The organism is Polaribacter sp. 20A6, from assembly GCF_011378915.1.
GTDB classification, from domain to species: Bacteria; Bacteroidota; Bacteroidia; order Flavobacteriales; family Flavobacteriaceae; genus Polaribacter; species Polaribacter sejongensis.
Map to the genome: position 1 here is coordinate 236,527 of NZ_WTPZ01000002.1, position 15,295 is coordinate 251,821.

A 15,295-nucleotide genomic window follows, 5' to 3' on the forward strand; every position below is an offset into this window, starting at 1 on the left:
ATATATGTCGCAATTAAAAGTTAAAGAAGCACTTTATAAGCAGTGTGAAGCTTTTGTAAATAAACGCTTAAATACGGTTACAGAAATTATTTCCTCTAATCAAAAAGCATTGCAATCAGAAACTAAAAGTTCTGCTGGCGATAAGCACGAAACCGGTAGAGCTATGTTGCAGTTAGAAATGGAAAAAGCGAGTCAGCAACTTGCCGGAATTACACAAATGAAAGAAATTTTAGCTAAAATTGATGTTTCTAAAACGTCTAATATTGCGCATTTAGGCACGGTGATTGAAACAACTATGGCTAATTATTTTTTATCTATTTCTGCAGGTCAACTTACAGTTGATAATGTAGTGTATTTTGCTATTTCTGTTTCGTCCCCAATCGGTAAGTTGTTGTTAGGTAAAAAGATGGAAGATGCAATTGTTTTTAATGGAAATACAATAATTATAAAAGGACTAAAATAATAATCTGTATTTTAGAGGTTTTAATACCTTAAATAGATGTCAATTACCCTACACAGAACCCATAATTACTTAAAACTCCAGCAATCAAATTTTGATATTGTTAATTTTCAAGACTTAGATAAGTTTGAAAGTGAAGAAATTCTTACAAAAAATCATAAAGTAGATTTTTATGCATTAATTTTTATAACAGAAGGAAAAGGTAAACACTCAATAGATTTTTCTGATTATGAATATGATAAAGGGACTATTTTGGCTATTAGAAAAGATCAAATGCATCGGTTTTATTTAAATAAGGCAACAAAAGGTTTTCTATTATGTTTTAAAGAAGAGTTTTTAAATAGTTATTTAAATGAAATTGAGGTTGCAAATGCAATTCAGATGTTTAATGAGTTATTAGTTTCTCCAAAAACACAATTAAAAGACTGCGATTTTGAGAGTATTTTTAAATTAATAAAAGGAATAGAAAAAGAGGTTTTAGTTGTAAATGATATTTATTCTTTTAAACTGATAAGGAGTTTATTACATATTTTAATTACTTTGATTTATAGAATTAAATCGACAGGCTATAACACTTTGCAACAAAGTAGGTATTTAAAAGAGTTTATTATATTTCAAAATTTACTAGAAGAAGATTACTACAAAACTAAAAAAGTGTATGATTATGCAAATAAGTTAGGGTATTCTGCAAAGAAGCTTAATATGGTTGTAAAATTTATAGCAAACAAATCTGCTAAAGAGTTTATAGATGATACTGTTATAATTAAAGTGAAAAGATTGCTGATACATTATAATCTTTCTATAAAAGAAATTGCTTTTAAAACTGGTTTTAATGAGCCTACCAATTTGTATAAATATTTTAAAAAACACACTAATTCTACACCAGAAGAGTTTAGAAAAAAATATGTGTAATGTTTTTTTGAATTTATTCGAATAACATTAAGTTTCTATAATTTAAAAGCCGTTTTCACTTAAAAAAGTAGGTGAATTCTTATTTATTTTCCCATTTCTACAGTTTTTTGGAGTATTATTATCTAAAAATGTTTTTAATTAACTTTAGTTTTGCTACAAATAATTAAGGTTTCCCCCAATTTCTTCAATTTTTTAGGAAGTGATTCCTGTTTTTTAAAAACATATATTTAAATCATTTTAATTTTTATAATTAAGATGATTTTTTTTGTACTAAATTTTTAAAATTGATTAATATCAAGTATTACTACTTTGAAATTAAGACTCATAAAGGAGTTTGCTGTTGAATGTTTTTTTAAAAATAAGTGGTATGGAAGTTTACGCATCAATTTGTTTTTCGATTAAAAGGAGTATTTTTGTTTTTTACAAATCATTATTTTCAAAATGAAAAAGACACTATTTCTTTTAACGATACTTTTTACTGTACATTCATTTGGACAATCTAATTTTAAAAGTTTTTTTAAGCTCTCTCCACCAATTAAAAAATGGGTATTTTTTCATCCTTTTAAGGCGACAAAATCTTTAGAAATTTCTAAAGAAACAAATAGGGTTTCAGATTCAATTGCAAAAACAGATTTGTTAGATAAAGATGGAGCAGGTGGGCAGGTAGATGCTTTTAGACATGCTTATTGGATGGCAAGACTAGCGCAAGAAATGGGTGAAAATGCTGCTCGTTCTTTAGGGGAGGCACATGAAAAAGAAAATTATTTAACGTACAAGAAACAAAAATTAGAAGATGGTGTTGTGCCAGATGAAATTTCAACTGAAATGGATTTACACAATAATGAAGAAGGGTTAAAACTAATTGCAAAAGGAAGTATTGTTTCTAAAAACGGATTGGTTTATAGAATTGTAAATGCTATTGAGAAAGGTAAAATGAAAATTATAAAAAAAGACGAAAAAGGGAATTTTTTGACATGCAATGGAGAAGTAATTCAGAAAGAGGAACTTATGGGGAAATGGAAAAATGATAAATGTCTAATCTCTTCGGATACTAAATAAATGGCTCATTTTAATTGGTAAAATGTACTACAACGTATTCGTTCAATAGACATAGTAGTTGGAGAGCGTGTAGTTTTAAAATATCAGTAATAGCAGCGTTTCTAGTGATAATTATCATAAAAACTAAATGAAGTAAAGGCATACTTTTGTCTACTTAAATTAAAGTCAATTTTTATAAAATTAATATTAAAAATTATGGAATTTTTTTTAGAATTACTCACTAAAGATTACTTTGTGTTATTTCTAGTTATTGGTTTAGGAATCGCCCTAGGAAACATTCGTATAAAAGGGATAAGTTTTGATACTTCTGCGGTTATTTTTGTCGCTATCTTTTTTGGATATCTGTACAATTTAAATGGCATCACTTTTAATATTCCTCCAATTATTCAAAGTGTAGGTTTGGTGTTATTTATTTATACCATAGGTATGCAAGCAGGACCTTCATTTTTTAGTTCTTTTAAAGAGCAAGGAGCTAAATTAATCCTTTTGGCAGGTATTACGGTTATAACAGGAGGTATTACTGCTGTGTCTATTTCTTATATTTATGATGTAGATATGAATATGATGAGTGGTTTACTAACAGGAGCACTAACATCTACACCTGGTTTGGCTGCTTCTATAGAGGCTTCTCAATCTCCTTTAGCGTCTATTGGTTATGGTATTGCATATCCGTTTGGAGTTTTAGGTGTTATTTTATTTGTAAAATTAGGTCCTTCGTTGTTTAGGGTGAACATCGAAAAAGAAGAAAAAGATTTTGAAGAAAAATCGAAATCTAGCACTCCAATGGTGATCAATAAAAACCTAATTATCTCTAATGAAAACGTAAACGGTAAAACGATTAGAGAATTGAGAATTCGTTTTATGACCAAAGCGAATATTTCACGTATTATGAAGCCTAATCAGTTGCCTATTTCTCCAACAAAAGATACTATTTTAGAAACGGGAGATATTATAAAAGCAGTAGGTACGGTAAATGCGTTGCAAAGAATAGAGGTTTTATTAGGTAAAGTTACCGATATTAAAATCCCTAGAAGTGGAACATACGAAGTAAAGTGGTATGTAGTAAGTAATGATGCTGTGGTAAATAAAACCATTGAAGAACTTAATCTTCTAGAAAATTATTCTGCTACCATAACACGTATTAGAAGAGCTAGTATCGATTTAGCTCCGCATCCATCAACCAAAATAAAATATGGTGATAAAATTTTAGTTTCTTGCTCTAAAGGGAATGTTCCTGCGGTGACGCAACTCTTTGGAGATAGTTTAAAAAGAATAGGACAAACAAGTTTTTTACCTGTAGCATTTGGTATTGTTATCGGTATTCTTGTAGGTGCTATTGCTATTCCTTTAGGAGGAATTGGTTTAAAATTAGGGCTTACAGGAGGTGTGCTTTTATCTTCTATATTTTTAAGTTGGAAAGGAAAGTTTGCTACTGTAATTTGGAATTTATCGGGTCCTGCAAACCAAATATTACGTCAGTTTGGGCTTTTATTATTTCTTACTCCTGTTGGTTTAAAAGCAGGACAAAGTTTAATTTCAGCAATTGAAAAACATGGTTTTATTTTATTTTTATACGGTGCTTTAATTACCTTAATTCCTATGATTACTACTATTCTTGTTGGACGATTCCTATTAAAAATAAACTTTTTGTCTGTTTTAGGAGCCTTAACAGGAGGTATGACTTCTACACCAGGATTAAGTGCAACAGATTCTATGACCGATTCGGATGCTCCTCAAATTGCTTATGCAGCTGTGTATCCTTTTTCATTGGTTCTTATAATTATTGTAGCAGAAGTAATGGCAGTGTTATAACACGCTAAAAAATAAAGTAATATTTAAAACAAAATCATCACCTTAAAACGATTCTAAATAACCAAAAAACAACCATTATTATTTCAGTAGAGCGTATCTAAATGGTACATTTGTAAAAGAACAATTATAACTTAATTATACATTTATACAATGAGCGGATTTTTCAAATCTTCAGTTGGGAGAAAGGTAGCCATGGCGCTTTCCGCATTCTTCCTCATGTTTTTCTTAATTATACATTTAGCGGTAAATATTACATCACTCTTTAGTGAAGACCTCTTTAATGAGTTGTCTCATTTTATGGGAACCAATCCTTTAGTACAATTTGCGTTGCAACCTGTATTAGTTTTTGGTGTTATTTTTCACTTTGTATTAGGTTTTATTTTAGAAATAAAAAACAAAAAAGCAAACGGAGTTGCTTATGCTAAAAACAATGGTGCAGCTAATTCATCTTGGATGAGTAGAAACATGATTTGGAGTGGAGCAGCTATTTTGGCTTTTATTGTACTTCACTTTATAGATTTCTGGATTCCAGAAGTTAACCATAAATACATTGCAGCATTACCAGAAGATCCTGTAAGATATTTTCATGAGTTACAAGAAAAATTTGTACCTCTTTGGCGAGTTGCATTTTATGTTATCGCTTTTGTTTTCTTAGGATTGCATTTAGCACACGGTTTTACATCTGCTTTCCAATCTATGGGAGTTACTGCAGGTAGAAAAAAAGCATTACAAAACTTTGGTAAAATATATTCTATAATTATTCCTTTAGGATTTATCATTGTTGCATTGTTTCATCATTTTAATCATTAACCATTAATCTTATAACTATGGCTTTAGATTCAAAAATACCAGAAGGTCCAATTAAAGATAAATGGACAACTTATAAAGATAAAATAGATCTTGTAAATCCAGCTAACAAACGTAATATTGATATTATTGTTGTTGGTACAGGTTTAGCAGGAGGTTCTGCAGCAGCAACGTTAGCAGAATTAGGATATAACGTAAAAGCATTTGCTTACCAAGATTCTCCTCGTAGAGCGCATTCAATTGCAGCACAAGGTGGAATTAACGCAGCAAAAAATTACATGGGAGATGGGGATTCTAATTACAGATTGTTTTACGATACTGTAAAAGGAGGAGATTACCGTTCTCGTGAAGCAAACGTACACCGTTTGGCAGAAGTATCTGGTAACATTATAGATCAATGTGTGGCACAAGGAGTTCCTTTTGCACGTGATTATGGTGGTTTATTAGATAACCGTTCTTTTGGTGGAGTTTTAGTTTCTAGAACTTTTTATGCAAAAGGACAAACAGGACAACAATTATTATTAGGATGTTATTCTGCAATGAACCGTCAAATTGCTCGTGGTAAGATTGAGATGTTCAATCGTCATGAAATGTTAGACGTTGTTAAAGTTGGTGGAAAAGCAAGAGGAATTATTGCGAGAGATTTAATTACAGGAGAAATAGAACGTCATTCTGCACATGCTGTTGTAATTGCAACCGGAGGTTACGGAAACGTGTATTTCTTATCTACAAATGCAATGGGTTCTAATGCTACTGCAGCTTGGAAAATCCATAAAAAAGGAGCGTATTTCGCAAATCCTTGTTATACACAAATTCACCCAACATGTATTCCTCGTTCAGGAGATTATCAGTCTAAATTAACTTTGATGTCTGAATCTTTACGTAACGATGGTAGAATTTGGGTTCCTGCAAGAATAGAAGATGCAAAATTAATTCAGCAAGGTAAATTAAAGCCTACTGAAATTGCTGAAGAAAATAGAGATTATTACTTAGAAAGACGTTACCCTGCCTTTGGTAATTTAGTACCACGTGATGTTGCTTCTAGAGCAGCAAAAGAGCGTTGTGATGCTGGTTATGGTGTAAATGCAACAGGTGAAGCTGTGTATTTAGATTTTGCTTCTGCTTTTCAACGTTATGGTAAAGAGCAAGCTAAGATTCATGGTATTAAAAATGCTTCTAACGAAAAAATTATAGAATTAGGACAAGCAATTATTGAAGAAAAATACGGAAACTTATTTCAGATGTATGAAAAAATCATCGCTGAAAACCCATATGAAACTCCAATGATGATTTATCCAGCAACACACTATACAATGGGGGGTGTTTGGGTAGATTATAACCTAATGACTACTGTAGAAGGTTTATACTGTATTGGTGAAGCTAACTTCTCTGATCATGGTGCAAACAGACTTGGTGCTTCTGCTTTAATGCAAGGTTTAGCTGATGGTTATTTTGTATTACCTTATACTATTGGAGATTATTTATCTGATGATATTAGAACGGGAGCGATTGCAACCGATACTAAAGAGTTTGATGAAGCTGAAAAAGAAGTAACAGATAGAATCGATTTCTTCTTGAATAATAAAGGAACAAAATCTGTAGACCATTTCCACAAACGTCTTGGAAAAGTAATGTGGGATAAAGTAGGGATGTCTCGTAACGAAAAAGATTTAAAAGCTGCTATGGCAGAAATTAAAGCAATTCGTGAAGAGTTCTGGAAAGACGTAATGGTTCCTGGTACTGCAAACGAAATGAATGTAGAGCTTGAAAAAGCAGGACGTGTAGCAGATTTCTTAGAATTAGGAGAATTGTTTGCTAAAGATGCTTTAGTAAGAAATGAATCTTGTGGTGGACACTTTAGAGAAGAATCTGTAGAATTAGACGGTGAGCAAAAAGGAGAAGCAAAACGTAATGATAAAGATTTTGCTTTTGTATCTGCTTGGGAATATAAAGGAGAACCTGCAGACGCAGTTTTACATAAAGAAGAATTAGAATTTAAAGATATAGAACTTAAACAACGTTCATACAAATAAGAAAGACAAAATGAATTTAACACTTAAAATTTGGAGACAAAAAGACGCTGGTTCAAAGGGTCAAATGGTAGACTATAAAGTGACTGATATTTCAGAGCATATGTCTTTCTTAGAAATGATGGATGTTTTGAATGAACAATTGGTTAACTCAGGTGAAGAACCTGTAGCTTTTGATCATGATTGTAGAGAAGGTATTTGTGGTATGTGTTCTTTATATATTAATGGAGAAGCTCATGGACCAGATAGAGGTATTACTACCTGTCAATTACACATGCGTATGTTTCATGATGGAGAAACTATTACTATAGAGCCTTTTAGAGCATCAGCATTTCCTGTAATTAAAGATTTAATTGTAGATAGAATGGCTTTTGAGCGTATTCAGCAAGCAGGTGGTTACATTTCTGTAAACACTTCTGGTAATACACAAGATGCTAACTCGTTGCCTATTTCTAAACATGCAGCGGATGAGGCTATGGATGCAGCAGCTTGTATTGGTTGTGGTGCTTGTGTAGCAACGTGTAAAAACTCTTCTGCAATGTTATTTGTAGGTGCAAAAGTATCTCAGTATGCTTTATTACCACAAGGACAAATAGAGGCTGCAGATCGTGTACAAAACATGGTAGCTCAAATGGATTTAGAAGGTTTTGGAAACTGTACAAATACAGGGGCTTGTGAGGTAGAATGTCCTAAAGGAATTTCTTTAGACAATATAGCTCGTATGAATAGAGAGTTAATGAAAGCTAATCTCTAATACATAAATATTATATTTTTTAGAAAAACCTGCATTTTGCAGGTTTTTCTGTTTTTATAAACGCTCAACAACAGTGTTTAGGTTTTTAATTCTTTCTTTTGTTCTAGTTTAAACAGGTTTGGATAGGCCTTTTTAATGGATCCTTTTCTCACGAAATTAACATATTTGTAAACTAGAAATTTGAATTTAAATAAAGAAAATAGAGAAAGATTAAACCAGTATAATGCCTTGTATAACGTATTATACACTTCCTTATGTCTCTTTTCCGATAAGTATGTAAATAACATAGAAAAAGCAAAAGACATTGTGCAAGATGTATTTATTAACTTTTGGAATCATAAAGTATTTTTAGATGATGAAGTTGCTGTAAAATCTTATTTGTATGTCTCAGTAAAAAATAAAAGCATCGATTATTTAAGAAGTAATGAGTATAAATTAATCAAAAGGCTAGAAACTATAGATTTTTTTGAATTAGAGTCTGATTCTTATTTCGATAAAGAATTTTTTATCGAAGAAGTTTCATCAACCATAGAAAAAGGTTTAAAAACGTTACCTACAAAATGTAGAGAAGTAGTTAACTTAAGTATGAACGGATATAAAAATAAACAAATTTCAGAAGAATTAGATATTTCTATGAACACTGTTAAGACACAAAAAAAAATAGCTTATAAAAAATTAAGATTATTTTTAAAACCTTCTTTAATTACATTTTTGATTGTTTTACTACGGATTAATTAGGTTAATAATATTTATATCTACCTTAAATTATCTTTATATTAAAAAAAGTTAATTTTTATTCACCCTCTTTTAAGAAGTACTCGTTTATATATTGTAAAAGCGCTTGACAATATATAATACATGAAAAGAATTAGTCAATTAATAGAGTTCGTAAAAGACGTAGCATCGTCTTATTTAATGGATCAAAGTATCGATTCTGAAAGAATGGAATCAGACTTTGGCAAAGAGAGCGCTCAAGAAATAGTAGACCGAATAAAGAACTCGCAAGAACGTCTCAAAAGGGCTAGAAATGCAAGGGAAATTGATAAAGGAAAAGAGCAAACATGGAAGAAAATTTTAAAAGAAATTAATCCCACTCCAAAGTTTAATTATTTTAAAATATTTTCTAGAGTAGCAGCTGTCTTTATTGGTTTTATAGGAATTGCCTACTTTTTATACATTAATAAACCTGCAACCATTATTCAAGAGCATTCCATAGTGAATGAAGAGATTGTTCTAAAACTATCTAACGGTGAAACACAAATAATTACTAGCAACGGACAAACTAAAATAATAGATCAAAAAGGAGAGGTAATTGGTGCTCAAATTGGAAAGAAAATAAACTATCAAAATAATTCTGAAACCATTTCAAAAGAACTTGTTTATAATGAATTAAATGTGCCTTATGGTAAAACCTTTGCCTTAATACTTTCAGACGGAACAGAAGTTCATTTAAATGCTGGCACAACATTAAAATACCCCGTTAATTTCTTAAACGGACAAAATAGACAAGTATTTTTAACAGGAGAAGCCTTTTTTAAAGTGAGCAAAGACATAGAGCATCCGTTTATTGTTGAGTCTAACGATTTAAACATTCGAGTTTTAGGCACAAGCTTTAATGTTTCTTCTTATTCAGAAAACAAAAATATTTCTACAGTATTGGTAGAAGGAGCTGTTAGATTGTATGGTAAAGATGAATTGTATTCTGAAGAAAAATCAAAGTTACTTCAACCAGGAAAAAAGGCGGAATGGGATAAAGAAAATCAAAAGATAACAATTCAAAAAGTGAACACTTCCTTTTATACAAGTTGGATTGATGGAACCCTAGTTATAGAAAAATTAAGATTCCCAGAAATAATTAAAAGATTAGAAAGACATTACAATATTAAAATTATAAACAATAACAAAGAGTTAGACAATCAGGTGTTTACAGCTACTTTTCAAGTAGAAAATATTCAAGAGGTTTTAGAATCTTTTAAAGCAAATTACTCATTTAAATATATAATAGAAAAAGATACAATAACAATTAACTAAAATAACTTAAAAATAGCAGAAACAAATGATTTAAACAAAAACTGTACAACTAGAATATACAAAAAGATCGGAAAATGCTGGAACATTTCCCAATCTAAGATTTGTATGATTTAACACATTTATTAAACCAAATTAACTAAAGCAAAAGTATGAAAAAACTAACTAACGTATGGGGAGGTAGCTCTTTATCCCATAAAATAAGTCGTAAAATGAAATTAACAGCTTATCTTATTTTTATTTCACTCTTTCAAATTCAGGCAGGGACTAATTTAGAGAATGATAAAGTAACTTTAAGTTTGAATAAAGTAACCTATCTAGAAGTATTTAGGGCAATTGAATCTCAAACGGAATTTAATATATTGTATAATAACAATGAATTAAATAATGTAAAAGAGGTATCGGTAAATGTGAAAAACACCCTAGTGTTTGATGTCTTAAAAAACTTGTTTAAGAATACAAATATTGAGTATAAAACTGTAGGAAAACAAATTGTTTTAATTCATAATAACATACCCAACACTATTAAAATAAGTAATACAAAAGAGACTCCATTTAAGATTTCTATTAAAGGAATTGTAAAAGACCAATTTGGTACTCCTCTACCCGGTGTTAGTGTATTAGAAAAAGGATCAACTAACGGTACAACTACAGATTTTGATGGAATTTATACGATTTCTGTAACTGATAAAAACACTGTTTTAGTGTATTCTTATTTAGGGTATAAAACAAAGGAAGTTGCTGTAAATGATAAAATCGATATTAATGTCTCTTTGGAAGAAGAAGTTGGACAGTTAGATGAGATTGTAATGGTTGGTTATGGAAAGGAAAGTAGAAATGAAGTAACTGGAGCTGTTTTAAGTATTAAAGCAGATGATGTGGTAACACAAGGTACAAATACTATTGCTAGATCATTACAAGGGAAAGTTGCTGGTGTACAAGTAGAATCAGCTGGAGGTAATCCAGGATCAGGAATGAGAATTTTAATTAGAGGGACAGGTTCTTTAGGTAATAATGATCCATTGTTTATTGTAGATGGTGTTCAGGTTTCGGATATTAATAATATTTCTCCAACAGATATTGATTCTATGAATATTTTGAAAGATGCATCATCAGCAGCTATTTATGGATCTCGTGCGGCAAACGGTGTGGTTATTATTACTACAAAATCAGGAACAAAAGGAGAAGCAAAAATTAATTTAAGTGCTTACTCTGGTATACAAACTGTTACTAAAAAGTTAGATGTTTTGAATGCTGAGCAATGGGCTAATGTAAGTAATGCAGCACATGATAATGCAGGTTTACCGAGACTAGATTTAGCGCAAAATCCAACGAGTTTAGGAAATGGAACCAATTGGCAAAATGAAGTATATAGAATAGCACCTACCCAAAATTATAGTTTAAATGTAAGTGGTGGTGGTGAAAACTATAGTTATAGTTTGTCGGGAAGTTACTTAGCTCAAGATGGAGTTATCATAAACACAGACTATAATAGAGCTAATTTAAGATTTAAATCAGAAGTTACTAAAGGTAGGTTTAAAATAGGAGAAACCGTTTTATTATCTAATGGAAGGACTACAGGTAAGTTAAGTGGATGGGGACAAGGTCAAGGAGGAAATTCTGCCGGTTCTGCTGTAAAAATGATACCCGTATTTGATGTATACGATGAAAATGCAATAGGGGGCTTTGCAGGTGCAGAAGGGGCAGTGGTTACTGTGATTAATCCAGTGGCTCAATCTAGTTTAATAAAGCCAGAAGATACAGAGAAAAGAACTGTTATTAATGTTTTTGTTGAGGCGTCAATTACTGAAGGATTAACTTATAAATTTAATGCAGGTTACACAAGTGAAAGTAATTATAACTATTATTATACACCTGCTTATGAAATAGGTACTTTTTTTATCAATCAAGATGCTGATTTGACGGAAACGAGAAATGAAAGTATTACATCTTTATTAGAACATACATTTGATTATCAAACTAAAATAGGTAAAAGCAGTATAAAAGGTTTGTTGGGATATACCTATCAAAAAACAAATTTTAGAAGCTTAGTAGGAAGTAAAAGTGGTATGCCGTCTGGTGTAAAAGTATTAGATGCAGGAACTACTAATATCCAATCTGGTAGTAATGCTAGTGAAAATGTGTTGATTTCTTATTTTGGAAGATTAATGTATGCTTATGATAATAAGTATGTAGTAACGGGAATTATGCGTAAGGATGGTTCTTCTAGATTTGGAAAAGAAAATAGATACGGTTATTTTCCGTCTTTATCTGCAGCATGGAATATTTCAAATGAAGATTTTTTTGACAGAAATGGAACATTAAATAGTGCTAAGTTCAGGGTTAGTTATGGGGTTCTGGGAAGTCAAAATTTCGATAACTATTCATATAGTCCATTAATTAATTTAAATGCAAATTATGTAATGGGACAAAATCAAGAACTATGGCCCGGAGCAATTCAAACAGCTTTTGCAACACCAGATATAAAGTGGGAGGTATCTAAGACTTTAAATTTTGGAACAGATGTAAGTTTTTTTGATAGTAAGTTAAAAGTTATTGCAGATTATTTTATTAAAAAAAATTCAGATATAATTCTTAGAGTTCCTATTCCACTTTCTACAGGAGCTAGCGGTACTAGTCCGTATGTAAACGCGGGTAATATAACAAATAAGGGAATTGAAATTTCAGCAACTTATGGAAATACCGTTAATGAGTTTAGTTATGAATTTAACGGATCAATTACTACTATTAATAATAGGGTTGATGATTTAGGAACAGGAACTCAACAAATATTTGGAGGTATAGCAACACAGCATGATGCAGAAACTACTATTACACAGGCAGGAGGGCCAGTTGGGGCTTTCTATTTAATAAAAGAAGACGGATTGTTTCAAACACAAGAAGAGATAAATAGTTATACAAAAGATGGTAATTTAATACAATCTAATGCAAGACCTGGTGATTTAAAATTTGTAGATTATAATGATGATGGTAAAATAGATCAAAATGATAGACAATATTTAGGAAGCCCAACACCTGATTTTTCTTTTGGTTTTGGAAGTAATTTAGCATGGAAAGGATTTGACATGAAATTGTATTTTCAAGGTACTTATGGGAATAAAATTTATAATGGTTTAAGACAAGATTTAGAAGGAATGGATGCAGAACATAATTACGCTTCGTCTACCTTAAATGCTTGGACTCCTTCAAATACAAACACGAGCATGCCTAGAGCTGTTATTAATGATCCAAATGGGAATGGTCAAACATCAAGTAGGTTTTTAGAAGATGGTTCTTATTTAAGGTTTAAAACTTTTCAATTAGGATATAGTTTTTCTGAAACACTAATAAGAAAAATGGGGTTAAGTAATTTAAGATTATACGTTAGCGCAGATAATATTTTCACGTTAACAAATTATAAAGGTTTTAATCCAGATTTAGGAGGAAGTGGTTCAGTATTGGATCGAGGAGTAGATTTTGGACAGCTTATTTATCCTTTGTCATCTACTATTTTAACAGGAGTTCAGTTATCATTTTAATTAAATAAATATCAAATGAAAAATTATATATATATATTAATCTTTGTTATACTTTTAGGAGCTTGTACAAGCGAATTAGATCAGATAAACCCCAATGTAATCACACAAGAAAATTTTTGGAAAAGTGAAAATGATCTATTATTAGGGCTTGCTGCAACCTATAAAACTTTAAAAAGTAAAAATACAGGATATTACAATAATAATGGAACAGCAGTACAAAATGCACGGGGAGATGATTTTTATATTAGAAATGATGTTTCTGACTTATATAGACTTTCAACATTTGTAAATGCTTCAACTAATGGTAAGGTAGGTCAAATCTTTGAAGGGGCTTATAATGGTATATTTAGAGCTAATCAAATTATAGAAAACACGCCAAATATTGAAGAGCTAGATGATTTAGAAAAAAAAGCATATATAGCTGAAGCTAAGTTTTTAAGAGGGTTAAATTATTTTTATTTGGTTATTAATTTTGGAGATGTGGCCATTGTAACTGATGTTCCAACATCTAAAAATGATTATTTTAAAAATAAAAGTCCAGAGTCTGATGTTTGGACTCAAATAGAAAATGATTTTAATGATGCAAAGGAAGGTTTACCAGTTTCTTATTCTTCAGAATGGGTAGGTAGAGTAACTAAAGGCGCGGCTATTGGGTTTTTAGGAAAAGCTTATTTATATCAACAAAAATGGGGTTTAGCAGAGGCTGAATTTAAAATAATTTTAGATGTTAATGGTTACTCTAATACCCCATATACTTATGATTTATTAGCCGATTATGCTCAGAATTTTGAAAAAGAATATGATAATAATAAAGAATCATTATTCGAAATTCAGCTTCAAAATGTTGGAGGTACAGTTGTAGGTGGTACCGAAAATTCGAGTGAATCTCAGGGATCTGTTTCAGGACAATTTTATGCGCCAGCAGAAGTAGGTGGATGGTTTGAAGCTTTCCCTACAAATAAAATTTTTAATGAATTTCAGGAAGAAAAAACAGTTTCAAATGATTTTGACCCTAGAATGTATGCTTCAATTGTTTGGGACTATCCTAATGCGGTTTTTTATAATAAACCTTTCTCTGAGTATACTTTACTTTTTGGTTTTAATTCTATGATAAAAAAATATCAAAATTGGAAGGATAATGATGAACTAATTCAAATTTCTGAAATTAATGAAAAAGTCTTACGTTTTTCGGATATTTTATTAATGCAATCAGAGGCCTTAATTATGCAAGGACAAGTAAACGAAGCGTATCCCTATTTAAATAGAGTTAGGGAAAGAGCTAACTTACTCCCTTTAAGTTTAGGTAAAACTAATGAAGAAATGATGAAAGAAATTAGGCATCAACGAATGATAGAGTTTTTTAGGGAAGGACATCGTTTTTATGATTTAAAAAGATGGGGATTATTAGAACAAGAGATTCAAAATAGTGATAAAGTGGGAAAAGAGTTTTACGATAGCTCTAAAGAATACCTTCCAATTCCTGCAGACGAATTAAATAATAATATTAATTGGTAAAGGTGCAATTACCTGAAAGAATTCTAAAACTGAATAAAAATTTATAAAATTAATTTATATACCTTCCCTAAAACCCCGAAACTAATTATTAGTTTCGGGGTTTTTATATTTATAATAAAAGTTGATAGTATTGCTTTTAAAAAAGTGTTTTAACATCTATACCTAAGCACTCTGCAATTGCAAATAGCCTTAAAAGGTCTAGTTTAGAGTCTCTTTTTTCTATTTTAAAATATCCACTTGTGGTCATGTTTAGTTTAATGGCTAAATCTGTTTGAGAGAGCCCTAATTCTTGTCTTCTTTTTATGATTTTAAGTATTGTTGATTATTACTGTTATGCAACTTCTCAATACTTCGAAGGGACAAGTTTTGGTTTTTTTTT

Annotated in this window: 12 protein-coding genes; 11 read left to right on the forward strand and 1 reads right to left on the reverse strand. The window is 30.7% G+C overall.

The features are described 5' to 3' along the window. Positions 1-4 precede the first annotated feature (4 nt). From GQS57_RS04780 to GQS57_RS04830, 11 genes are all read left to right on the forward strand, one after another. Positions 5-463 (forward strand): 3-oxoacyl-ACP synthase, encoded by a 459-nt coding sequence (locus GQS57_RS04780; protein WP_165731447.1) that lies wholly within the window; start codon positions 5-7, stop codon positions 461-463. 36 nt (positions 464-499) lie between these two features. After that, on the forward strand, positions 500-1,372 hold the full coding sequence (locus GQS57_RS04785; protein WP_165731448.1) for a helix-turn-helix domain-containing protein: 873 nt from the start codon (positions 500-502) through the stop codon (positions 1,370-1,372). 441 nt (positions 1,373-1,813) lie between these two features. Beyond that, positions 1,814-2,431 (forward strand): hypothetical protein, encoded by a 618-nt coding sequence (locus GQS57_RS04790; protein ID WP_165731449.1) that lies wholly within the window; start codon positions 1,814-1,816, stop codon positions 2,429-2,431. A 195-nt stretch (positions 2,432-2,626) separates the two neighbouring features. After that, complete coding sequence (locus GQS57_RS04795; protein ID WP_165731450.1) at positions 2,627-4,243, forward strand: aspartate:alanine exchanger family transporter; 1,617 nt, start codon at positions 2,627-2,629, stop codon at positions 4,241-4,243. A gap of 150 nt (positions 4,244-4,393) precedes the next feature. After that, entirely contained in the window at positions 4,394-5,053 is a 660-nt protein-coding gene (locus tag GQS57_RS04800) for a succinate dehydrogenase cytochrome b subunit (protein WP_165731451.1), read from the forward strand. Positions 5,054-5,070: 17 nt separating this feature from the next. Next, positions 5,071-7,083, forward strand: coding sequence for a fumarate reductase/succinate dehydrogenase flavoprotein subunit (locus tag GQS57_RS04805; RefSeq protein ID WP_165731452.1), 2,013 nt, complete (start codon positions 5,071-5,073; stop codon positions 7,081-7,083). Positions 7,084-7,093: 10 nt separating this feature from the next. Further along, positions 7,094-7,834: a succinate dehydrogenase/fumarate reductase iron-sulfur subunit gene (locus GQS57_RS04810; protein ID WP_165731453.1), complete on the forward strand. Its 741-nt coding sequence runs from the start codon at positions 7,094-7,096 to the stop codon at positions 7,832-7,834. A gap of 180 nt (positions 7,835-8,014) precedes the next feature. Continuing rightward, positions 8,015-8,572 (forward strand): RNA polymerase sigma-70 factor, encoded by a 558-nt coding sequence (locus GQS57_RS04815; RefSeq protein WP_240915433.1) that lies wholly within the window; start codon positions 8,015-8,017, stop codon positions 8,570-8,572. A gap of 120 nt (positions 8,573-8,692) precedes the next feature. Continuing rightward, the gene (locus GQS57_RS04820) at positions 8,693-9,865 is read left to right on the forward strand and encodes a FecR family protein (protein WP_165731454.1); all 1,173 of its coding nucleotides are present in this window, start codon (positions 8,693-8,695) and stop codon (positions 9,863-9,865) included. Between the two features lie 149 nt (positions 9,866-10,014). Continuing rightward, positions 10,015-13,401, forward strand: a complete 3,387-nt coding sequence (locus GQS57_RS04825) for a TonB-dependent receptor (RefSeq protein WP_165731455.1) — start codon at positions 10,015-10,017, stop codon at positions 13,399-13,401. A gap of 15 nt (positions 13,402-13,416) precedes the next feature. Then, positions 13,417-14,916, forward strand: a complete 1,500-nt coding sequence (locus GQS57_RS04830; protein ID WP_165731456.1) for a RagB/SusD family nutrient uptake outer membrane protein — start codon at positions 13,417-13,419, stop codon at positions 14,914-14,916. Positions 14,917-15,052: 136 nt separating this feature from the next. On the opposite strand, the gene GQS57_RS19195 is transcribed toward GQS57_RS04830, so the two are convergent. After that, on the reverse strand, positions 15,053-15,232 hold the full coding sequence (locus GQS57_RS19195) for a helix-turn-helix transcriptional regulator (protein WP_165731986.1): 180 nt from the start codon (positions 15,230-15,232) through the stop codon (positions 15,053-15,055). Positions 15,233-15,295: the final 63 nt, after the last annotated feature.

What these genes read in the sequence shown, in the direction of transcription:
- GQS57_RS04780 (WP_165731447.1), top strand. Translation starts at nt 5, where the DNA reads ATGTCGCAATTAAAAGTTAAAGAAGCACTTTATAAGCAGTGTGAAGCT.
- GQS57_RS04785 (WP_165731448.1), top strand. Translation starts at nt 500, where the DNA reads ATGTCAATTACCCTACACAGAACCCATAATTACTTAAAACTCCAGCAA.
- GQS57_RS04825 (WP_165731455.1), top strand. Translation starts at nt 10,015, where the DNA reads ATGAAAAAACTAACTAACGTATGGGGAGGTAGCTCTTTATCCCATAAA.
- GQS57_RS04820 (WP_165731454.1), top strand. Translation starts at nt 8,693, where the DNA reads ATGAAAAGAATTAGTCAATTAATAGAGTTCGTAAAAGACGTAGCATCG.
- GQS57_RS04810 (WP_165731453.1), top strand. Translation starts at nt 7,094, where the DNA reads ATGAATTTAACACTTAAAATTTGGAGACAAAAAGACGCTGGTTCAAAG.
- GQS57_RS04830 (WP_165731456.1), top strand. Translation starts at nt 13,417, where the DNA reads ATGAAAAATTATATATATATATTAATCTTTGTTATACTTTTAGGAGCT.
- GQS57_RS04805 (WP_165731452.1), top strand. Translation starts at nt 5,071, where the DNA reads ATGGCTTTAGATTCAAAAATACCAGAAGGTCCAATTAAAGATAAATGG.
- GQS57_RS04795 (WP_165731450.1), top strand. Translation starts at nt 2,627, where the DNA reads ATGGAATTTTTTTTAGAATTACTCACTAAAGATTACTTTGTGTTATTT.
- GQS57_RS04790 (WP_165731449.1), top strand. Translation starts at nt 1,814, where the DNA reads ATGAAAAAGACACTATTTCTTTTAACGATACTTTTTACTGTACATTCA.
- GQS57_RS04800 (WP_165731451.1), top strand. Translation starts at nt 4,394, where the DNA reads ATGAGCGGATTTTTCAAATCTTCAGTTGGGAGAAAGGTAGCCATGGCG.